The sequence below is a fragment of the Bacillus sp. BPN334 genome (genome assembly GCF_008368885.1).
In the GTDB taxonomy this organism is placed as follows: Bacteria; Bacillota; Bacilli; order Bacillales; family Bacillaceae_G; genus Bacillus_A; species Bacillus_A wiedmannii.
Genome location: NZ_QOZW01000005.1, coordinates 19,139 through 38,641, shown reverse-complemented (window position 1 = coordinate 38,641; position 19,503 = coordinate 19,139). Strand labels below are relative to the sequence as shown.

25 protein-coding genes, 1 pseudogene and 1 riboswitch are annotated in these 19,503 nt (G+C 34.2%); of the genes and pseudogenes, 21 read left to right on the top strand and 5 right to left on the bottom strand.

Features of this window, described 5'->3' with window-relative positions; all coding sequences use genetic code 11:
- Positions 1-45: 45 nt before the first annotated feature.
- The 3 genes from DN393_RS04415 (at position 46) to DN393_RS31880 (ending at position 2,630) form a co-directional block, all read left to right on the top strand.
- Positions 46-1,740, top strand: a complete 1,695-nt coding sequence (locus tag DN393_RS04415; RefSeq protein WP_064476721.1) for a M3 family oligoendopeptidase — start codon at positions 46-48, stop codon at positions 1,738-1,740.
- A 139-nt stretch (positions 1,741-1,879) separates the two neighbouring features.
- Positions 1,880-2,413: a DinB family protein gene (locus DN393_RS04410; RefSeq protein WP_064476720.1), complete on the top strand. Its 534-nt coding sequence runs from the start codon at positions 1,880-1,882 to the stop codon at positions 2,411-2,413.
- 100 nt (positions 2,414-2,513) lie between these two features.
- A complete protein-coding gene (locus DN393_RS31880; protein WP_000038254.1) occupies positions 2,514-2,630 on the top strand; it encodes a DUF6254 family protein in 117 nt (38 codons plus the stop codon).
- A gap of 11 nt (positions 2,631-2,641) precedes the next feature.
- On the opposite strand, the gene kinB is transcribed toward DN393_RS31880, so the two are convergent.
- Positions 2,642-3,850, bottom strand: coding sequence for a sporulation sensor histidine kinase KinB (gene kinB, locus DN393_RS04400; RefSeq protein ID WP_064476719.1), 1,209 nt, complete (start codon positions 3,848-3,850; stop codon positions 2,642-2,644).
- A 207-nt stretch (positions 3,851-4,057) separates the two neighbouring features.
- Positions 4,058-4,101: riboswitch (PreQ1 riboswitch) on the top strand.
- A 93-nt stretch (positions 4,102-4,194) separates the two neighbouring features.
- Here kinB and queC point away from each other — a divergent pair.
- Genes queC through queF form a run of 4 tightly spaced genes read left to right on the top strand, consistent with a single transcriptional unit; the run spans position 4,195 to position 6,573 of the window.
- On the top strand, positions 4,195-4,857 hold the full coding sequence (gene queC / locus DN393_RS04395; RefSeq protein WP_000711595.1) for a 7-cyano-7-deazaguanine synthase QueC: 663 nt from the start codon (positions 4,195-4,197) through the stop codon (positions 4,855-4,857).
- The gene (gene queD / locus DN393_RS04390; protein ID WP_149173333.1) at positions 4,857-5,348 is read left to right on the top strand and encodes a 6-carboxytetrahydropterin synthase QueD; all 492 of its coding nucleotides are present in this window, start codon (positions 4,857-4,859) and stop codon (positions 5,346-5,348) included. The genes queC and queD overlap by 1 nt, the downstream gene beginning before the upstream one ends.
- Entirely contained in the window at positions 5,341-6,057 is a 717-nt protein-coding gene (gene queE / locus DN393_RS04385; protein WP_000036302.1) for a 7-carboxy-7-deazaguanine synthase QueE, read from the top strand. The genes queD and queE overlap by 8 nt, the downstream gene beginning before the upstream one ends.
- Positions 6,058-6,075: 18 nt before the next feature.
- Positions 6,076-6,573 carry a preQ(1) synthase gene (queF, locus tag DN393_RS04380; protein WP_064476718.1) on the top strand — a complete coding sequence of 166 codons (498 nt, stop codon included), beginning with the start codon at positions 6,076-6,078 and terminating at the stop codon, positions 6,571-6,573.
- Positions 6,574-6,628: 55 nt separating this feature from the next.
- On the opposite strand, the gene DN393_RS04375 is transcribed toward queF, so the two are convergent.
- Entirely contained in the window at positions 6,629-6,814 is a 186-nt protein-coding gene (locus tag DN393_RS04375) for a YkvS family protein (RefSeq protein WP_001165081.1), read from the bottom strand.
- Positions 6,815-7,078: 264 nt separating this feature from the next.
- On the opposite strand from DN393_RS04375, the gene DN393_RS31405 reads away from it, so the two are divergent.
- Positions 7,079-7,234: a hypothetical protein gene (locus DN393_RS31405; RefSeq protein WP_064476896.1), complete on the top strand. Its 156-nt coding sequence runs from the start codon at positions 7,079-7,081 to the stop codon at positions 7,232-7,234.
- Positions 7,235-7,322: 88 nt separating this feature from the next.
- Positions 7,323-7,925: a hypothetical protein gene (locus DN393_RS04370; protein WP_064476717.1), complete on the top strand. Its 603-nt coding sequence runs from the start codon at positions 7,323-7,325 to the stop codon at positions 7,923-7,925.
- Positions 7,926-7,960: 35 nt separating this feature from the next.
- Here the strand turns inward: DN393_RS04370 and DN393_RS04365 are convergent, their stop codons facing one another.
- The gene (locus DN393_RS04365; RefSeq protein ID WP_064476716.1) at positions 7,961-8,539 is read right to left on the bottom strand and encodes a GNAT family N-acetyltransferase; all 579 of its coding nucleotides are present in this window, start codon (positions 8,537-8,539) and stop codon (positions 7,961-7,963) included.
- A 244-nt stretch (positions 8,540-8,783) separates the two neighbouring features.
- Here DN393_RS04365 and DN393_RS04360 point away from each other — a divergent pair, with 244 nt between their 5' ends.
- From DN393_RS04360 to DN393_RS04300, 12 genes and pseudogenes are all read left to right on the top strand, one after another.
- Positions 8,784-8,978: a hypothetical protein gene (locus DN393_RS04360; RefSeq protein ID WP_000344283.1), complete on the top strand. Its 195-nt coding sequence runs from the start codon at positions 8,784-8,786 to the stop codon at positions 8,976-8,978.
- A gap of 26 nt (positions 8,979-9,004) precedes the next feature.
- On the top strand, positions 9,005-9,322 hold the full coding sequence (locus DN393_RS04355) for a hypothetical protein (protein ID WP_064476715.1): 318 nt from the start codon (positions 9,005-9,007) through the stop codon (positions 9,320-9,322).
- Between the two features lie 476 nt (positions 9,323-9,798).
- Positions 9,799-10,158, top strand: coding sequence for a class Ib ribonucleoside-diphosphate reductase assembly flavoprotein NrdI (gene nrdI / locus DN393_RS04345; RefSeq protein WP_000634376.1), 360 nt, complete (start codon positions 9,799-9,801; stop codon positions 10,156-10,158).
- A pseudogene (locus DN393_RS04340) lies at positions 10,145-11,272 on the top strand (ribonucleotide reductase N-terminal alpha domain-containing protein); the annotation flags it as partial. The gene nrdI and the pseudogene DN393_RS04340, both read left to right, overlap by 14 nt.
- A 382-nt stretch (positions 11,273-11,654) precedes the next feature.
- Complete coding sequence (locus DN393_RS04335) at positions 11,655-12,605, top strand: ribonucleotide reductase large subunit (RefSeq protein WP_308665587.1); 951 nt, start codon at positions 11,655-11,657, stop codon at positions 12,603-12,605.
- Between the two features lie 93 nt (positions 12,606-12,698).
- Positions 12,699-13,667 (top strand): class 1b ribonucleoside-diphosphate reductase subunit beta, encoded by a 969-nt coding sequence (gene nrdF / locus DN393_RS04330; protein WP_048561423.1) that lies wholly within the window; start codon positions 12,699-12,701, stop codon positions 13,665-13,667.
- Between the two features lie 216 nt (positions 13,668-13,883).
- On the top strand, positions 13,884-14,264 hold the full coding sequence (locus DN393_RS04325) for a GntR family transcriptional regulator (protein WP_000687513.1): 381 nt from the start codon (positions 13,884-13,886) through the stop codon (positions 14,262-14,264).
- Positions 14,261-14,959, top strand: coding sequence for an ABC transporter ATP-binding protein (locus DN393_RS04320; protein ID WP_064476714.1), 699 nt, complete (start codon positions 14,261-14,263; stop codon positions 14,957-14,959). The genes DN393_RS04325 and DN393_RS04320 overlap by 4 nt, the downstream gene beginning before the upstream one ends.
- Positions 14,956-15,750 carry an ABC transporter permease gene (locus DN393_RS04315; protein ID WP_149173332.1) on the top strand — a complete coding sequence of 265 codons (795 nt, stop codon included), beginning with the start codon at positions 14,956-14,958 and terminating at the stop codon, positions 15,748-15,750. Before DN393_RS04320 ends, DN393_RS04315 begins: the two co-directional genes overlap by 4 nt.
- A gap of 14 nt (positions 15,751-15,764) precedes the next feature.
- Positions 15,765-16,667, top strand: coding sequence for an ABC transporter ATP-binding protein (locus tag DN393_RS04310; protein WP_000528799.1), 903 nt, complete (start codon positions 15,765-15,767; stop codon positions 16,665-16,667).
- Entirely contained in the window at positions 16,667-17,443 is a 777-nt protein-coding gene (locus DN393_RS04305) for an ABC transporter permease (RefSeq protein WP_064476712.1), read from the top strand. The genes DN393_RS04310 and DN393_RS04305 overlap by 1 nt, the downstream gene beginning before the upstream one ends.
- Positions 17,444-17,637: 194 nt before the next feature.
- Positions 17,638-18,651: a CPBP family intramembrane glutamic endopeptidase gene (locus DN393_RS04300; RefSeq protein ID WP_000558815.1), complete on the top strand. Its 1,014-nt coding sequence runs from the start codon at positions 17,638-17,640 to the stop codon at positions 18,649-18,651.
- 29 nt (positions 18,652-18,680) lie between these two features.
- On the opposite strand, the gene DN393_RS04295 is transcribed toward DN393_RS04300, so the two are convergent.
- Both DN393_RS04295 and DN393_RS04290 read right to left on the bottom strand, forming a co-directional pair.
- The gene (locus tag DN393_RS04295; RefSeq protein ID WP_000707104.1) at positions 18,681-18,863 is read right to left on the bottom strand and encodes a DUF3913 family protein; all 183 of its coding nucleotides are present in this window, start codon (positions 18,861-18,863) and stop codon (positions 18,681-18,683) included.
- 100 nt (positions 18,864-18,963) lie between these two features.
- Positions 18,964-19,416 carry an Lrp/AsnC family transcriptional regulator gene (locus tag DN393_RS04290; protein WP_001175491.1) on the bottom strand — a complete coding sequence of 151 codons (453 nt, stop codon included), beginning with the start codon at positions 19,414-19,416 and terminating at the stop codon, positions 18,964-18,966.
- Positions 19,417-19,503: the final 87 nt, after the last annotated feature.

Here is a 19,503-nt window from a genome sequence, read left to right as displayed (position 1 = left end):
ATTGAATTATAGTAAGGATGCATATAATGGAGAGGAGGCTCGTTCATGTCATTTAAAGACTATGAATATAAACGGCCAAATATTGAAGAATTAAAAGAGAAGTTTACTGTTGCTTTAGAGAAGTTTGATAACGCTAAAACTGTAGAAGAACAAAAACAAGTCATCAATTCAATTAACGAAATTCGCAACGACTTCGGTACAATGGGGAATCTTTGTTACATTCGTCATTCTGTTGATACGACAGATGCTTTTTATAAGGACGAGCAAGATTTCTTTGATGAATTCTCTCCAGTTGTACAAGGTTATGGTACAAAGTATTATAATGCGTTAATTCATTCTCCATTCCGTGAAGAATTAGAAGCGTATTATGGAAAGCAATTATTTGCTTTAGCGGAGTGTGATTTGAAAACATACTCTGATGAAGTTGTGAAAGATTTACAATTAGAGAATAAATTATCTTCACAATATACGCAGTTATTAGCATCTGCAAAAATTGACTTTGCAGGAGAAGAAAGAACGTTATCGCAGCTTATTCCATTTATGCAAGGGAAAGAAAGAAGTGAACGTAAAGTAGCAAGTGAAGCATATTACGGATTTTTAGCTGAGAATGAGGAAGAGTTAGATCGTATTTATGATGAGCTTGTTAAAGTGAGAACGAAAATCGCCAAATCTTTAGGTTTCAAAAACTTTGTTGAACTTGGATATGCAAGAATGTACCGTACAGATTATAATGCGGAAATGGTGGCGAATTATCGTCAGCAAGTACTTGATTATATCGTTCCAGTTACAACGGAATTAAGAAAACGACAACAAGCACGTATCGGTGTAGAGAAGTTAGCGTATTACGACGAAAACTTTGAGTTTGCTACTGGTAATCCAACTCCAAAAGGAGATGCGGATTGGATTGTTAATCATGGGAAAACGATGTATAAAGAGTTATCGGCTGAAACGGATGAATTTTTCAATTTCATGCTAGATAATGATTTATTAGATTTAGTTGCGAAAAAAGGAAAAGCTGGTGGCGGATATTGTACATATATTGAGAATTATAAAGCGCCATTTATTTTCTCAAACTTCAATGGAACATCTGGCGACATTGATGTATTAACACATGAAGCTGGTCATGCTTTCCAAGTATATGAAAGCCGTAAGTTTGAAATTCCAGAATACAATTGGCCAACGTATGAAGCATGTGAAATTCATTCTATGAGTATGGAATTCTTTACATGGCCATGGATGAAGTCATTCTTTGAAGAGGATGCAGATAAATATTATTTCTCTCACTTAAGTTCAGCACTTCTGTTTTTACCGTATGGTGTATCTGTTGACGAATATCAACATTATGTATATGAAAATCCAGAAGCATCACCAGAAGAGCGTAAGACAGCATGGCGTAATATAGAGAAAAAGTATTTGCCGCATCGTGATTATGAAGATAATGATTATTTAGAGCGCGGTGGATTCTGGCAACGTCAAGGACATATTTATAGCTCGCCGTTCTACTATATCGACTACACATTAGCACAAATTTGCGCACTGCAATTTTGGAAACGTGCAAGAGATAATAGACAAGAGGCGTGGGAAGATTATGTAAATTTGTGCCAACAAGGTGGAAGTAAATCATTCTTGGAATTAGTAGAAGTTGCAAATTTAACATCACCATTTGCTGAAGGCTGTGTGAAAAGTGTCATTACAGAAATTGAAGCGTGGCTACATGCGATTGACGACACAAAATTGTAAAAAACATGCGCTTTTTTTCACATGTTTAACATCGACATAATGAGAAAATGATGAGATAATAAAAGAAAATTCAGAATACTAAAGAGGTGTTTCTAATAAGGAGCACCTCTTTTCACCAACAAAAAGGGGGGAAAGAAGTATGCTTCAATCAAATATGGATGTGAGTTTAGAAAATTTGGTGAACTCATTACAGTCTACTCGAAGCACGCTATTATCAGAAATTGAAATGTTAAATGATACAGAAGTGAATGTAAAGCCACGCCGTGATAAATGGAGTATTATTCAAATTTTGCATCACTTGCATTTAGTTGAACAATCAGTTACGTCTGCCCTTGTATATGCTTTACAAAAAAATGAAAGAAACACGACTCCATTTAAAGACCTCCAACTTACGCTTGATCGCACATATAAACGAGAAGCTCCTCAGCAAATGCAACCAACAGAAACGTTAATGAAAAAACAGCAAGGAATTCAATTACTAGAACATTCACGACAAGAGCTATTACACGCGCTTCATAGTGTGATAGATGAAAAAGATTTATTTGAAAATGGATTAAAGCATCCTATTTTTAATGATTTGAATTTGTATCAGTGGGTTCAATTTCTTGATTTGCATGAACAAAGACATCTTACGCAGTTAAAAGAGGCGAAACACGCAATTTTGCAACGATAATTAGAAGGAAGTGGGAGACCACTTCTTTTTTGATGCGTGCATAGTTTTCTTTCTTATTTTGGAATACTACATGGAGAAAGAACAGAAGGAGTTGAAATGTATGTCCAAGAAAAAGAAAGAAGAAGAGCGCGCGTGGAAAGCACGTAAAGAAAATCAAAAACCACATGGTAAAGTGAAAGCCTTTGCTGAATTAGTTGAAGGAACAGAAAAAACGTGATGAGTATTTCATCACGTTTTTTGTATGAGTGGAAAAGTTAATAAGAAGGTTGTACCTGTACCTTTTTCGCTTATAATATCAACTTTTCCGTTCATAGCTTGCACAACACTGAATACGACCATCATTCCAAGACCAGTACCTTTTTCTTTTGTTGAGTAGAAAGGGGATCCAAGGCGTTTTACTTGTTCTTGATCCATACCAACTCCTGTATCTTTTATATATAACTGAATATGCTTATGATCAGGAACTAATGAGAAATAAAGATCACCGCCTTTTGGCATGGCCTCAATGCAGTTTTTTAAAACATTTAACAAGCATTGATTTAGTTTTTGTTTTTCTCCCGCGATAAAAAAAGAAGTGCTTTGCTTTATATAATGAGTACGCACATTTGCTAAATTAGCAAGAGGTGTAATTAACGCTAATGCGTGTAGTAGTTCTTCTTCTAACTGTAATGTTTGTTCTTTTTCAATACTTGGTTTTGCAAAGGTTAAATAATCTGTAAGAACGTGATTTGCTTGTTCGATTCCGTTAATGGCTATGTCGATATATAATTTTCGCTCTTGCTCAGTGCATGTATCTGACTGCAAAAGTTGTAAAAAGCCTTTTGTTGAAGTTAATGGATTACGAATCTCATGAGAAATGGACGCTGCCATTTCTCCAATTAAATGAAACTTTTCAGCATTCATAAGTTCGTTTTGAAGACGAACTTGAGTTTGTAATATGTGTAGTAAATATAAAATAAGTATCGTACCAAGTATCGTACATAACTCATACACAATAATATGTGGTATATAATCAGTCTTATTTGTAACCTTTGAAAGGAAGAAAGGTATCCAACTAAATCCGTATGTGAGACTGTAGATAATGGCAAGTGCTACTTTTATACGATTAGAAGTTCGATTGAAAACTTTATATGTAAATAGTAGGACAATAAATAGAAGGATAGAACCGATAAGCGATGGGAAAACACCGATTCCTCCTAATAAGAAGCGGTATATATTTAATACAACTAATATAGATCCACCAGCAATAGGACCTCCTGTTAATGTACCGACAATTAATACGATATGGCGCATATCAAATTGAAATCCATAATTTGTTTTTGCTCCGAAAGTAATACATAGTATGGTTGCGAGGCAACATAATGCAATAAATATAGCTGAGTTTAATTTAGGAGAACGTTTCCCTTTTTGATTCCAAAATAAATGGTATACGAGCATTGTAACAAGAATGAATAATATATTTAAAAAGAGATAAATAATAAAGGGTTTCAGTGGGATGCCTCCTCTCTTCTCACATTAAATTAATCATACTATAAAATGAAAGAAATAAAATGAGAAATAGCGGAAAAATCAGAAATTTTTTCTGGTAGTATACAATATGTTACAATAAGCTTTGTCAATGAAAGAAGGAATTCCGTGCGATGCGCGGGAGAGGTTCGCGAACTCCCTCTATAAAAAACTATGGAAACAACAATATCTTTAGGTATTGTTTTGTTTTTTTATTGTGACAGTTCAAGAACGTTCTTTCTTCTTATTCGTAGTAGAGAAGGAGAATGAGTGAAATGAAAAAAGAAAAGGCAGTTGTTGTTTTTAGTGGAGGACAAGATAGTACGACATGTTTATTTTGGGCAATAGAGCAGTTTGCAGAAGTAGAAGCTGTAACGTTTAATTACAATCAACGTCATAAACTAGAAATTGATTGTGCAGCGGAAATTGCGAAAGAACTAGGAATTAAACATACGGTACTAGATATGAGTCTATTAAATCAACTTGCTCCAAATGCGTTAACGAGAACGGATATGGAGATTACACATGAAGAAGGTGAATTGCCATCGACGTTTGTAGATGGACGAAATTTACTATTCTTATCATTTGCTGCTGTATTAGCAAAACAAGTTGGGGCACGTCATATTGTAACGGGTGTATGTGAAACTGATTTTAGTGGTTATCCAGATTGCCGTGACGTGTTTGTGAAATCGTTAAACGTTACTTTAAATTTATCCATGGATTATCCGTTCGTAATTCATACACCACTTATGTGGATTGATAAAGCGGAAACATGGAAATTATCAGATGAACTTGGAGCATTCGAGTTTGTTCGAGAAAAAACATTAACATGTTATAACGGAATCATTGGTGATGGTTGCGGTGAATGTCCAGCATGTCAGCTTCGTAAAGCAGGATTAGATACGTACCTACAAGAACGCGAAGGAGCAAATAACTAATGGATAATTTCTTTGGATTTCGCATCGTAGAAAATTTGCAAAAAATGGACAAGGATATTCAGCGTAAACAGCTTAAATATCATAATAAAAGAGTAATGGTCAGCAAGGAATTTACATTTGATGCAGCACACCATTTACACTGTTATGAGGGGAAATGTAAAAATTTACATGGTCACACATATAAAGTTGTATTTGGGATTAGTGGATATGTAAATGAAATAGGTCTTGCGATTGACTTTGGAGATATAAAAGAAATTTGGAAGAATGAAATAGAAATTTATTTAGACCATCGTTATTTAAACGAAATGTTACCAGCAATGAATACGACTGCTGAAAACATGGTCGTTTGGATTTATGAAAAGATGGCAGAAGCATTACTAAAAGATAATCGTGCGAACGAATATAAAGGAGCTCGTGTTGAATTTGTTCGTCTTTTCGAGACGCCGACTAGTTATGCGGAAGTAAGACGGGAGTGGATGCTCGATGAGTAAGATCCCTGTCTTAGAAATATTTGGTCCGACTATTCAAGGTGAAGGAATGGTTGTGGGACAAAAGACGATGTTTATCCGTACAGCTGGCTGTGATTATAGCTGCGCATGGTGTGATTCTGCTTTTACGTGGGATGGATCGGCTAAGGAACAAATTAGACAGATGACAGCAGAGGACGTTTGGAACGAGCTTGTGGAAATTGGTGGCGAAAATTTTTCTCATGTTACGATTTCAGGTGGAAATCCAGCATTGTTGAAAAATATTGAGTTTCTTCTTTCTATATTAAAAGAGAATGGAATGCGGACGGCAATCGAAACGCAAGGGAGTAAATGGCAAGATTGGTTACTTCAAATTGATGAGATAACGATTTCTCCAAAACCACCAAGTTCGACGATGAATACTGATTTTCAGAAGTTAGATGCTGTTATTCAGAAACTAGCAGGAAAAGATATTAGTTTAAAGGTAGTAGTATTTGACGATTATGACTTTGAGTATGCAGTTAAGATGCACGAACGTTATCCAGATGTTCCATTCTTCTTACAAGTAGGGAATGATGATACAAAAACTGTGGATGATGCGATGTTGATTAAAAAATTATTAGATAAATATGAGTGGCTTATTGAAAAAGCGGTTAACTGTAAAGAAATGAATAATGCAAAAGTATTGCCGCAGCTTCATGCGTTAGTATGGGGAAATAAACGCGGAGTATAATGAGAAGGGATGTTTAAAATGGCAGGAAGATTAGATGAAGATTTAAAAGATGTAACATTATTAGGAAATCAAAATACAAAATATTTATTTGAATATAGCCCAGAAATTTTAGAGGTATTTGATAACAATCATCCAAACCGTGATTATTTTGTGAAATTTAATTGCCCTGAATTTACAAGCTTATGTCCGAAAACAGGTCAACCAGATTTTGCAACAATTTATATTAGCTACATTCCAGAACAAAGAATGGTAGAGAGTAAATCTTTAAAGCTATATTTATTTAGTTTCCGCAATCATGGTGATTTCCACGAAGATTGCATGAACGTTATTATGAATGATTTAATTAAATTAATGGATCCGCGTTACATTGAGGTATGGGGGAAATTCACACCACGTGGAGGGATTTCAATTGATCCTTACTGCAACTACGGTCGCCCAGGCACGAAGTATGAAAAAATGGCAGACTACCGCATGATGAACCATGATCTATATCCAGAAACAATTGATAATCGTTAATATATAATAGAAAGAAAGGATCTGTATAACATACAGATCCTTTCTTTCTATTATATTATGCATTTTGATTAATGACAGTATAGTTTTTATGACTTACAACTGTAAGAGGTTCCATATCTAGTTCTCTAAAATTTTCCATAATTGTTATATCTACAATAACGGAGTTTTGATTTACTTTTTGAACACGGCCTTGCATTCCACCTTTAAATTCAATGATATCTCCAGTTTCTGCGATCTGCATAAGCAACTCTCCTTGTTACAGTTTTCCAAAAAAAGAATAATTTTGGTTTTTTTTTATTTCCTCTTATTTTGAACCATATTGTCTAGTTTGTAAATGTTTCCAAAGTAAAAATTCGAAAAATATTCACATTTTGTAAGAAAATATGCAAGAACTCCAAGTTATTAGAAAAAAAGAACGGTTTAAATGCGTGCATCTTTATATAGGGGTATAATGAAAAATATACAATAACCTACTAAAGTGGGATAAATTAGAGGCGGTAAAATGATGTTTGAATTTGTGGGGAGTGTTATAGCATTAACTTTATTTGTATTTTCTTATATAAATTTAAAAAAGATTCGTCATCATGAAACGACTACATATTTTGATGGGATGGATGGTATACATGCTGGGGTCACACATGAGAGTGGCGAGGATATGTAAAGGTGTATAACTTTCTTTTTTTGCGTGGTATGATATTTAAAAATAGTACATAATAGAGTTCGTAAGTGATGAATGGAGAGTGGAAAGAATGAAGATTTCTTTTATTCGTCATGGTCGCTTAGATCGTACTATAGAACCAATGACGGTTACATCCTTTCATGAATGGATGAAAGGATATGACTTACATACTATAACAGAAAAAGCACCTATACCAATGGAAACAATGGAAGCGGTTGAAGCAGCAAAGTTGATTGTAACGAGTGATCAAAGGTGTGCTATACAGTCAGCAGCTGAATTAATGAATTCTTTATCTTTTATGCAAAATTCTCTTTTTAGGGAAGCTGAAATTCCGACGAGTTTTTATGCTCCAACATGGTTGAAATGTAAACCTAACGTATGGATGTTTATCGGGCGAACATTATGGATACTTGGTTACCATAAAGATGTTGAGTCTTATAAGGAAGTAAGAGAGAGGGCAAGGCAAGCGGCTTACGTATTACACCGTTATGCTCTCGTACATGGAAGTATTGCTCTTGTAGGTCATAATTACATTAACGCAATGGTTGGTGCGGAGCTGAGAGCGATGGGATGGTCTGGTACGCCTATTTTGCACAGAGAGCCATGGGGATGTACAACATATACATTTCACGAGGCGATGAATGGAAATGTATTGAATACGAATTTAACATAAAAGCACACGATTTATATAAATCGTGTGCTTTCTTTTTAAGATACAGAAACTTTGATGTTTAATGTTTTTACGAGATGTGCATAAGGTTCGCCTACGAGCATAATGATTTGATCTTTTTTATAACCTAGTTTTTCGTATAGTGAATAGGCACGTTTGTTTTCTAAATTAACAAGTAATGCGATTTTTTCATACATCTTTTCAGTTGCATGGATTTCAGCAGCTTCAATTAATTGAGAACCAATTCCTTTTCCGCCATATGCACTTGAAACTGATAATGTATCAATGTAATATTCATCAAGCTCAGCTTCTTTTTCTAACGTAATCGATTCATCTTTATGTAATTCTCTTAAGTGATGTACAATTGGTGCATCAAGCATTGTTGCTTCACTACCATGATAAGCGACAATAACTCCAACTGCATCCCCGTCTTGCTCATATACAAAACAGTTTTCGTAGCTCAGTCGATTTCTCTCTTTTGAGAACCATGTTTCAAGTCCTAGTAATACTTCTGTTTCAACAGTGCTACCTGTGATTTTTTCAGCAATTTCGTGCAGAGCGTTATACAATAAAGGCGCAATTGCCTTCGCATCTGTCTTTTTTGCTTTCCGAATCATAGTATCCCTCCTAGTTCTATTTATATATTGTAGCATAGTGGTATGGAACTTTGCATAATTGAATGTCGAAATGTTTGATATAGAGAAGTAGCTATGTTAGTATATGATATTTAGTGGACATATAGTAAAGTGATATCGTTTGTGAATAATGAAAATAAAATGAAGGTATAGCATCTGGATAATTTTACAGTTGTTGACCTATAGAATATACGATAAAATAAAATATTGCATAGAGGTGAAATACATGGATGAACAATTAGCAAATACAATTTTGGATCAGCTGAAAAATGGTGAAATAAAGGAGTATGTTGCAACGAAAGATGTATTTTATACGTTTAGGAAAGTTGTAGTAGGGCGTGAAGATTTTAAACATATTATTGGAAACGCGCAGCGCGGCGGACAAGTAATTTATACATATTCAGAAACGCCACGTTCGTAACTAGAAGAATATAGGGGAGGAGAATTATGGGCGATTTTAAACAAGGCATATTACCGCATTGGGATTATATGTGGAAAGATAGAGCCGGCAATAGGTTTATGGGGATGGTCATGTACCCAGAGAAACGAAAGTGTTCGGCAAAAATGCTTCAGAAAATAAAAAGAGCATATGAAGAGGCTGTAGAAATTAAAGTAACTGTACAAGTTCAACATACATTTCAGTACGTAGAAGGAATGATTGTGTACTTTGATGAAGAAGCTCCTGTATGTACAATCATTGATAAAGATGAAAATCCACATCATATATTTGTAAAAGATATTTTGCGTATTGAGCACTCTGAATAATCTTTTCATAAATAAATTGAATTTCCATAATAATAATCTTTTTCTATAATAGTTATCTTTTAGTATGTAACGCGAACCGAAAGTATATGTATAATATTTAATAAAGTAAAATTGATAAATGTAATCGTTTTTTAGAACAGATTATCGTTTCATGTCTGTTCTTTTTTTCGTGATGCTGGAGAAATATATTCCTCCAGCATTTGCCGTTTTATGACAAAATATATTGGTAACTTTTTTTAAAATAAGGTTAAATTCGTTGACAACTTTTTTGAAAAGCACTTTATTGACATGAGTTTTAGAATGTTGTTTCATAGTCATTGTATTGAAAAAAATCGACTGTCTTGTCGAAAAGTAAAATTTAAAAAAAGAAAGAATTTATACATATATCTTGTGTCTTATTTTGAAACGTAATACAATATATAGAGAAATCAAGAAACAACATACAGAGAGTATAGATTGGAGAGGGAGGGTCGGAAATGATAGTTGCATATGATTCTATGACAGGAAACGTGAAGCGTTTCATTCACAAATTAAATATGCCGGCCGTTCAAATTGGTGAAGATCTAGTAATAGATGAAGACTTTGTTTTAATTACGTATACAACAGGTTTTGGCAATGTACCAGAACGTGTTTTAGAATTTTTAGAGCGCAATAATGAAAAATTAAAAGGCGTATCTGCAAGCGGCAATCGTAACTGGGGAGACATGTTCGGTGCAAGTGCTGACAAAATTTCTGCTAAATATGAAGTGCCTATTGTATCAAAATTTGAGTTATCAGGAACAAATAACGATGTAGAATATTTTAAGGAAAGGGTGCGGGAGATTGCGACACATTGAACTGAATAATGAAATCACGCAAATGCAGGACGGTTTTTATCAGCTTCATAAAGATAAAGAGGCATTAGAAGTCTTTATGGAAGAAGCTAGAGAGAATACCGTTCATTTTAATAGCGTGGCAGAGCGAATGGAGTATATGAAAGAACATGATTACTATTACAACGTTCTGGACGAGTATAGCTTGGAGGAAGTAGAAGAGGTATATAACATCGCTTATGGTGAAAACTTCGAGTTCCAATCTTATATGGCAGCATCTAAGTTCTACAAAGATTATGCGTTAAAAACAAATGATCAAAAACAATACTTAGAAAGCTATGAAGATCGTGTAGCAATTGTTTCATTATACTTAGGACGCGGTGATGTTGCGAAGGCAAAACACTTCGCAAGCATGATTGTAAAACAAAACTACCAACCAGCGACACCAACCTTTTTAAATGCGGGCCGAAGCAGAAGAGGAGAAATGGTGTCTTGTTTCTTGTTAGAGATGGACGATAGCTTAAATTCAATCGGCTTTAACATTAATACTGCAATGCAATTATCAAAAATCGGCGGTGGAGTAGCTTTAAACTTGTCTAAGCTACGTGCACGCGGTGAGCAAATTAAAGGTATCGATAACGCTGCAAGTGGTGTAGTACCTGTTATGAAATTACTTGAAGATTCGTTTTCATATGCGAATCAACTTGGGCAACGAAAAGGTGCCGGCGCAGTATACTTAAACATTTTCCATTGGGATATTATTGAATTCCTTGATACAAAAAAAATAAATGCCGATGAGAAGAGCCGTATTCAGTCTCTATCAATCGGAATTATCGTTCCAAGTAAGTTCTTTGAGCTTGCTGAGAAAAACGAACCTTTCCATGTTTTCGCGCCTTATACGGTGTATAAAGAATACGGAAAGCATTTAGATGATATAGACATTGATGAAATGTACGATGAATTAATGAGCAATCCGAAAGTGAAGAAGAAGCCGCTAGATATTAGTGCACGTGATATGCTTATTAAAATTGCTATGATTCAGCTTGAGTCTGGTTACCCATACTTAATGTTTAAATCAAATGCAAATAACCAACATCCACTGAAGGATATTGGAACTGTGAAGATGTCGAACTTGTGTTAAATATGTAGCACCTTCTAGTAGAAATGCTAGTCGAAAACTCCGTTAAACGGGGAAAGCCTCAAATTTGAGGTAACCTACCGTGCTAAATCTTATCTTAGAATGAAAATATAAAAGTTCAGAATGTATCTTATTATTTTGTATAGCAGAGTTATGGGACAACATAAAGTAATAAGAGACTTTCTGAAAGATTAAGATAAGTAAAAGCCTAACGACTATCCCTTATGGGAGTAGAGCGCAAGCGATTGGCGTTCGAAAAGCGGAGCACCTAATCAGGTAATGCTGTAGGTGATGATATAGTCTGTCCTGTATGGTGACATACAGCAGTTGCATGAGCAACGGACTGAGGAGTAGCGGACTCGGTTGAACATTCGAGACAGAAATCTTCCAGCTTCAAGAAACTTCTGAAATAAATGATTACGGTACAGAGGATATTATCCGTCGTGATATTAACTGTAACTTAGGATCGTTAAATATCGTAAATGTAATGAAAAATAAAGAAATTCGTGAAGCCGTTCATGCGGGAATGGAAGCTTTAACAGCTGTTTCTGATATGACGATTATTCCGAATGCACCAACTGTGAAAAAAGCAAATGATGAGCTTCATTCAGTTGGACTTGGCGCAATGAACTTACACGGATATTTATCAAAAAACAAAATCGCATATGAAAGTGCAGAAGCGAAAGAGTTTGCTCGTACATTCTTTATGATGTTAAATTACTACTCTATTGAGAAAAGTATGGAAATCGCTAAAGAAAAAGGCGAAACATTTAAAGACTTCGATAAGTCTGATTATGCGAATGGCACATACTTTGAAAAATACGAAACGACAGATTACAGCCCAGTAACTGAAAAAGTTCAGCAACTATTTGAAGGAATTCATATTCCAACAAAAGAAGATTGGACAAGTTTAAAAGAGCAAGTGAAGAAGAATGGATTATATAATTCATACCGTCTTGCTATCGCTCCAACACAATCTATCAGTTACGTTCAAAATGCAACTTCAAGCGTAATGCCGATCGTAAGTCAAATCGAATCAAGAACATATGCGAATGCGACAACATATTATCCAATGCCGTATTTATCAAAAGATACGTTCTGGTACTATAAATCTTCTTACGATATGAATCAGTTTAAATTAATTGATTTAATCGCAGAAATCCAAGAACATATTGACCAAGGAATTAGTACAATTCTTTACGTTAATAGTGATATTTCAACACGTGAATTAGCACGTTACTACATCTATGCACATAAAAAAGGTTTAAAGAGTCTTTATTATACGAGAACACGTAAGTTAAGCGTGGAAGAGTGCGTAGCTTGTACCGTTTAATATAAAAATTGAGACAGCATGAGCAGGGTTTTCTGAACCCTGCTCATGCTTAGTTATCAATTTTTCATGTTTATTTAGAGAAGGGGCGATTGAATGCGTGCGGTAAACTGGAACAAAAAAGAAGATGATTTTAGTTTAATGTTTTGGAAGCAAAACATCGCTCAGTTTTGGACAGAAGAAGAAATCGCGGTATCTTCTGACAAAAATACTTGGGCACAATTATCAAAAGAAGAGCAGGTTGCTTATAAGCGTGTATTAGGTGGTTTAACACTTTTAGATACGAAACAAGGTGGCGAAGGGATGCCTCTTGTACTTGTTCATCTTGAAAATTTACAAGCAAAAAGTGTATTAGCTTTCATGGGAGCTATGGAAGAAGTACATGCGAAGAGTTACAGTCATATTTTCACAACGTTAGCTACTGAAGAAGAAATTGATGATATTTTTGAATGGGTAGACAATCATCCATTACTTGAGAAAAAAGCTGGTATTGTTACTAGTTACTATCGTCGTTTATTAAAGCCTGAAGTAACGAAAAAAGAGTTATACATGGCAATGGTAGCAAGTGTATTCTTAGAAAGTTACTTATTCTATAGTGGATTCTTCTACCCACTTTACTTAGCAGGTCAAGGTAAATTGACGGCAAGTGGTGAGATTATTAACCTAATAATTCGTGATGAGTCAATTCACGGCGTATTCGTCGGTATTTTAGCACAACAACTCTTCGTAGAACTTTCTGCAGAAGATCAACAAGAAGTGCAAAAAGAAACACAAGAGTTATTAATGGAATTATATGAAATTGAAATGGCATACACAGAAGAAATTTACACTTCTATCGGTCTTGTAGAGGATGTAAATCGTTTCGTTCGTTACAATGCGAATAAAGGACTTATGAACTTAGGACTTGAGCCGAAGTTTGAAGAAGAAGAAATTAACCCAATCGTTTTAAATGGTTTACGTACAGATACGAAAAACCATGATTTCTTCTCTGTAAAAGGGAATGGTTACGTAAAAGCAACGAACGTTGAAAAGTTATCTGACGATGACTTCGTGTTTAATTTTTAATATACGATTATAAAGAAAAGCTGTCCTATTCATTGATAAGACAGCTTTTCTTTATGAATTTGTTTACATAACACTATTATTTTCGTATAACGAGTTCTGTTTAAAAAGTTCTATCCAGCAAAGGGATAGAACTTTTTTGTAATTAAATGGGTATTTACAAATTATTTGTATTAGTGTATTATTTAACTAGTACACCGATACAAAAGGAGGGAAGAAATGAAAATAGAGTTTTCTCCAAATACACCAATTTACATTCAGGTAATGGAATACATAAAAAAAGAAATCGTAACAGGACATTTATTGCCTGGTGATAAAATTCCCTCTGTACGTGAATTAGCGAGTGAATTACAAGTAAATCCAAATACGATTCAGCGTACATTTCAAGAGCTAGAACGGGATGGGGTTGTTGTAACGCGTAGAGGAATGGGACGATATGTAACGAATGAAGGGGAGAAAATTATGGAGCTGCGAAAAGAGATGGCGAAAGAATTACTTCATTCTTTTATAGATGGAATGGACAATTTAGGTTTTTCAGAAGAAGAAATTCTTACAATCCTTCGTTCTTCATTACATGAGAAGAGGGAGGAGAGCGAATGACAGAGTTATTAAAAATAGAAAACTTATGGAAGAGATACGGATTAAAAGCAGTGATCCGTGAATTAAACATAGAGATTACGGAAGGGAAAATTATAGGACTCGTTGGAGATAACGGGAGTGGGAAAACGACGTTATTGAAAATGATTGCCGGTCTGCAGCATCCTTCCGAAGGCAGTATTACAATCGCTGGTAAAAAGGTAGGATTAGAAACGAAAGAAATTGTTTCTTTTATGTCGGATAAACCAGTATTTGATGATTGGATGACGGTAAAAGATTCTTTATTCTTCTATCGAGATTTTTATAAAGACTTCGACATTCAAAAAGCAGTAGATACAATTGCGGAATTTAAAATACCGTTAGAAGAAAGAATTACAGCTTTATCAAAAGGTATGGTTGAAAAGCTACAAATTATTTTAACATTTTCGAGGAAAGCAAAGTTATACGTACTAGATGAACCGCTGGGCGGAATTGATCTTGTTTCTAGAGAACACGTATTAGAACTTATTTTACAGTTTTATCGTGAAGATTGTACCATTTTAATTGCAACACATTTAATTGGAGAAGTGGAAAATATTTTTGACGAAGTAATCTTTTTAAAAGATGGTGAGAGTGTACTACATGAAAATGTAGAGGAGTTACGCTTTCAGCGAGGAAAAGCTGTCACAGATGTGTTTAAGGAGGTGTTTAGTAGATGAAGGCCAGTTTAATATATATGTACAATGCGAATAAAAAACAAATTTTCATTTTGTTATTGTCATTCATATTTATTGTAGCTGTCGCTTTTGTAAGTATGGGAAATTATATTAAACAAGAATCAGGAGAAGTAAGGCAAATGATTACGATTGCCTTAGTATTCTTAGTTTATATAATTTTTGCGGTACTTGTATTGCTGCAGGCGATGTCTGCATTTGGCAAAATGACCGAAAGTACATTATTTCGATTAACACCGATATCTGGTAAAAAAATTGTTTTGGCAATATTGTCATATGCGGCAATTAGTTTAATGTGTTTTGAAGTGATAGGTACTATATTTGTCTATAGTATTTCGATGAAAGTAATAAAAGGTACAGAACTCTATGGAATGTTATTTACGGAAAGTACAATTGAGCTAGATATAGTAAAACAAGTATTTAGTAGTGTGTTATATGTATTTAATTTATCAAGTATATTGTTGGTTTTACTTTTCACAGTAGCTGGTGTTAAAGTATTTTCTTTGAAAAAGAAAAAAATGGAGTATGTAATTATTTTCTTCTTATTTTTATTAGTAACGAAAGCAATCAATATGATATATGAAATGCTAGGCCGACTTGCACCTACATCTACTTTTATTAGGAAGTTAGTTTATATAGATGAATCAGTGGATATAAATCTTATACTATATCCAGAAAGTCTTATGAATTTATATAGTATTGCTTTTTCAATCGGTATATTTGTTTTACTTGTTTATATAACAGGTCGCATAATTGATAAAAAACTAGAAGTCTAAAGGAGGAATCAGCATTGGGAAATGTAGTAGTAAAGTTAGAGAATGTTCGAAAAAAGATTGGTGGAACGGAAATTATCCGTGGTTTATCATTTGAAGTTCGTGAAGGGGAAGTGTACGGGTTTCTTGGACCGAACGGTAGTGGTAAAACGACGACAATTCGTATGATGACAGGTCTTATATCAATGACAGAGGGCGATATTACAATTTGCGGTCATAGTATTCGCACGGAGCGTGAAAAGGCGCTAGAGCAAATTGGGGCGATCGTAGAAAATCCTGAACTATATGATTATATGACTGGAATGCAAAACTTAAAGCATTTTGCGAACATGGCAATTACACCAATTAGTAAAGAGCGCATTGCTGAGATTGTAAAGCTTGTTGAATTAGAGCACGCGATTCATAAAAAGGTGAAAACATATTCACTTGGTATGAAACAACGTTTAGGAATTGCACAGGCATTACTTCATCAGCCGAAAATCTTAATTTTAGATGAGCCGACAAATGGATTAGATCCAGCTGGTATTCGCCAAATTCGTGATTATTTACAACGTTTAGCGAAAGAAGAGAATATTGCTGTAATCGTATCAAGTCACTTATTAAGTGAAATTGAACTCATGTGTGATCGCGTCGTTATTATTAAGCAAGGTGAGTTTGTGCAAGAGTACAACTTACACGAACAAGCGAAACATGATGAGACAGTAGTTGTAGCGTTTGAAGTAGATCAAGTACAGAAAGCAAATGAAATCATTAAAGGTAAGACGCAAGGAAATGTAATTGCAGTATCTGTAATGAAAGAAGAAATCCCACAACTTGTAAAAAAACTTGTGAATGACGATGTTCTTGTATACGGAGTTACTGTTCAAAATAAAACGTTAGAGGATGAGTTCTTAGCGATTACAGGGGGAGTGAAAGCGTAATGTTTAAATTAATTCAAAATGAATTTTTAAAGTTACATGCGAAAAAAGGTATGTATATTTTAATTGGTGTCATTGCAGTATTGGAGATTTTGGGAGTTTTAGCGATGCTGAAATGGGGAGACGGAAGTGAATTTAAAGGATCATATTTAGATTTTGCAAGTTCAGAGATTGGTTTAATTACTTTGTTTGCAACAATTTTTGGGATTACGATTGCTTCTCGTATGATTACTGATGAGTTCCAAAAAGGTACAATTAAGCAGTTATTAATCCGTCCAAGAAAACGAATTACAGTTTTATTCTCTAAATATATTACAGTGTTACTTACTATAGTATTTATCATATTTGCTAGCACGTTAATTGCAATGATTGTTGGCGGAATTGTAATGGATGGTAGTAAAACAGAATTAACGGTAGGAATCGTAATGAAATCTACTTTATATCAAGTACTTTCACCGTTCTTCTTTGCGACACTTGCATTTTTCTTAGCAAACGTGTTTAGAAAGTCTGTATTACCATTAATTATTACGATGTTCCTCTTCTTCTTACAAGGACCAATTAATATGGTACTGATGATGTTTGCAAAAGGTGTAGCTAAATTTGTAGTGTTTTTCCATTTAAATTTAAGTGTGTACGATAGTAATAAACTAGTAAGTGGTGGAACGGAACCAACATTTACAGAGTTTACATTTACAACTTCATTATTACTTGTAGCTGCATACTTTGTTGTATTACTTGTAGCATCAAGTGCATTATTCCAAAAACGTGACGTATTATAATAGAAGAAATCCCCGCTTGTAAAAACGGGGATTTTTATTACATAACTTTCTCGTAGATTTCAATTGAAAGAAAAGAATGATTACTATATATGTTGTTCAAAAGTGTTTGAGACAAACAGGAAGAATTTCAACTATATTCATATTATAATTTAGTTATCACACCATTTATTTTACTATCTTTGGGGGTGTTCTATATGCACTATGCATTTTCACGTATAAGACTACGTAGCTTTTTTGGATGGATGATTATAGGGGTGTTCCTTACGATGATTCCATTAGGTCTATCAAATGTTTCTGAGAATACGATGGAAGTTATTTCACAAATAACATTATTTTTTGTATTTCCGTTATTTTGGTTATACGTAAAAACAAATAAAAATAATGTTGTATTTAACAGTTTTTTTGATAAGCCAGGACGTTTACCGTGGGGATTAATTGTATTAGCAACGATAATGGGAATGATTTTTTCAGTTGGTATATCTCATATTCAATTTTACATATTAGCACATACGTTACCGAATTTCTTAGTTACTATGTTAGAAGACGGAAATATTATTAACACGAGTAACGTATATATGACGATATTTACTTTCATTTCAGCATGTGTATTAGCACCTATTATGGAAGAGGTTATTTTTAGAGGCTTCTTTTTACAGCGCATGGCTTATAAATGGGGCATTAAAAAAGCTGTAATCGTATCTTCACTTATTTTTGGTCTAGGACATTTTGATGTTATTGGTGCGTTCATGTTTGGTGTTGTAATGTGTCTTTTATACATAAAGACGAAAAATATATGGACGAATATCGCTGTGCACGCTCTAAATAATTTAATTGCAACAAGTATGCAATTTGTCGGTGGAGAAGAGAGTAGCGCAATCTCAATTACTGAATTACAAACACAAAGTAATTTATGGATCGGTATCGGTCTTACAGTTGTTGGGTTACTTTGGTTAATTCCTTACGTTTGGAAGCAATGGCGTACAGTAAAAGAAGTAGGTGTGCCACCAGTACGCTTTATAAATGAGGAAAAAGTAGTGAGTGCATCACAAGAAAATGAAGTGTATAGTCAAGTAATTGTAACAGATAGACTGATGGCTGTAGAGCTACCAGATGAGGCTGTAAATAAGCTTCGATTAGAAGAAAATGATTATGTAACAGTATCTGTAGAAGAAGATAAAATTGTTATAAAGAAAGCACAGGATAGATAATTAAAAAGTAGCTCCTAAAGAGCTACTTTTTAATTTGTAATAATTTCTACACGAAAATTATTACCGTTCTTTACATATTTAATATCTGTAACGATACGGACTGTTTTTAAAATCTCCACTTTTTCACCAATTCGAGGGATAGTGGGAACATTATCCCAAATGCCAAGCAAGTCGTCTAATTGTGCCGTTTTTTCATAAAACCAGATTTTCAATGTAAAGCCCCTTTCTCGAACTTTATGTATTTTAATACATAATATATTATTTTTATTCTTATTGTAAGGGGTTTTTTTGTATTTTATGAATAAAAATAAATTAAGCTTCTGGGAAGATATGTTCAATATCAGGAGTAAGAGATACTTCTGATAATACGATATGAGAAACTGTCGTTGCATATGAAGAAACATCATTGATAAAATCTTCAAGTTCAACGAGTGAAGGAACAGAAATTTTTACAATGTAGCATAAGCTTCCTGTTACTCGGTAACAAAAACTTGCAGATGGATAAGACTGAATAAACTGTTGCATACGTGTTGTATCACCGTTTTTTAAAGTGATTTCTAAAATACAATCTAAAACAAGTCCTGCTTTTTTATAATCGATATCGATTGTGTACTTTTGAATCACGCCTTCACTTTCAAGTTTGCGAACACGTTCTGCAGTAGACGGAGCAGATAAGTTTACTCGTTTCGCCAATTCACGCATGGAAAGGCGACTATCATTATATAATTCATTTAAAATCTTTCGATCGACACGGTCTAGTTGCATTTGTAAATATACCTCCAGTAAAATAATGATTTTTGTAAAGAAAAAATATGAATTAAGATTCATATGAAATGTAAAGTGAACTTCATT

Excerpts from the sequence above, each read along its gene's own strand:
- DN393_RS04415 (WP_064476721.1), top strand. The coding sequence starts at position 46 with ATGTCATTTAAAGACTATGAATATAAACGGCCAAATATTGAAGAATTA.
- DN393_RS04410 (WP_064476720.1), top strand. The coding sequence starts at position 1,880 with ATGCTTCAATCAAATATGGATGTGAGTTTAGAAAATTTGGTGAACTCA.
- DN393_RS31880 (WP_000038254.1), top strand. The coding sequence starts at position 2,514 with ATGTCCAAGAAAAAGAAAGAAGAAGAGCGCGCGTGGAAAGCACGTAAA.
- kinB (WP_064476719.1), bottom strand. The coding sequence starts at position 3,850 with ATGCTCGTATACCATTTATTTTGGAATCAAAAAGGGAAACGTTCTCCT.
- queC (WP_000711595.1), top strand. The coding sequence starts at position 4,195 with ATGAAAAAAGAAAAGGCAGTTGTTGTTTTTAGTGGAGGACAAGATAGT.
- queD (WP_149173333.1), top strand. The coding sequence starts at position 4,857 with ATGGATAATTTCTTTGGATTTCGCATCGTAGAAAATTTGCAAAAAATG.
- queE (WP_000036302.1), top strand. The coding sequence starts at position 5,341 with ATGAGTAAGATCCCTGTCTTAGAAATATTTGGTCCGACTATTCAAGGT.
- queF (WP_064476718.1), top strand. The coding sequence starts at position 6,076 with ATGGCAGGAAGATTAGATGAAGATTTAAAAGATGTAACATTATTAGGA.
- DN393_RS04375 (WP_001165081.1), bottom strand. The coding sequence starts at position 6,814 with ATGCAGATCGCAGAAACTGGAGATATCATTGAATTTAAAGGTGGAATG.
- DN393_RS31405 (WP_064476896.1), top strand. The coding sequence starts at position 7,079 with ATGTTTGAATTTGTGGGGAGTGTTATAGCATTAACTTTATTTGTATTT.
- DN393_RS04370 (WP_064476717.1), top strand. The coding sequence starts at position 7,323 with ATGAAGATTTCTTTTATTCGTCATGGTCGCTTAGATCGTACTATAGAA.
- DN393_RS04365 (WP_064476716.1), bottom strand. The coding sequence starts at position 8,539 with ATGATTCGGAAAGCAAAAAAGACAGATGCGAAGGCAATTGCGCCTTTA.
- DN393_RS04360 (WP_000344283.1), top strand. The coding sequence starts at position 8,784 with ATGGATGAACAATTAGCAAATACAATTTTGGATCAGCTGAAAAATGGT.
- DN393_RS04355 (WP_064476715.1), top strand. The coding sequence starts at position 9,005 with ATGGGCGATTTTAAACAAGGCATATTACCGCATTGGGATTATATGTGG.
- nrdI (WP_000634376.1), top strand. The coding sequence starts at position 9,799 with ATGATAGTTGCATATGATTCTATGACAGGAAACGTGAAGCGTTTCATT.
- nrdF (WP_048561423.1), top strand. The coding sequence starts at position 12,699 with ATGCGTGCGGTAAACTGGAACAAAAAAGAAGATGATTTTAGTTTAATG.
- DN393_RS04325 (WP_000687513.1), top strand. The coding sequence starts at position 13,884 with ATGAAAATAGAGTTTTCTCCAAATACACCAATTTACATTCAGGTAATG.
- DN393_RS04320 (WP_064476714.1), top strand. The coding sequence starts at position 14,261 with ATGACAGAGTTATTAAAAATAGAAAACTTATGGAAGAGATACGGATTA.
- DN393_RS04315 (WP_149173332.1), top strand. The coding sequence starts at position 14,956 with ATGAAGGCCAGTTTAATATATATGTACAATGCGAATAAAAAACAAATT.
- DN393_RS04305 (WP_064476712.1), top strand. The coding sequence starts at position 16,667 with ATGTTTAAATTAATTCAAAATGAATTTTTAAAGTTACATGCGAAAAAA.
- DN393_RS04300 (WP_000558815.1), top strand. The coding sequence starts at position 17,638 with ATGCACTATGCATTTTCACGTATAAGACTACGTAGCTTTTTTGGATGG.
- DN393_RS04290 (WP_001175491.1), bottom strand. The coding sequence starts at position 19,416 with ATGCAACTAGACCGTGTCGATCGAAAGATTTTAAATGAATTATATAAT.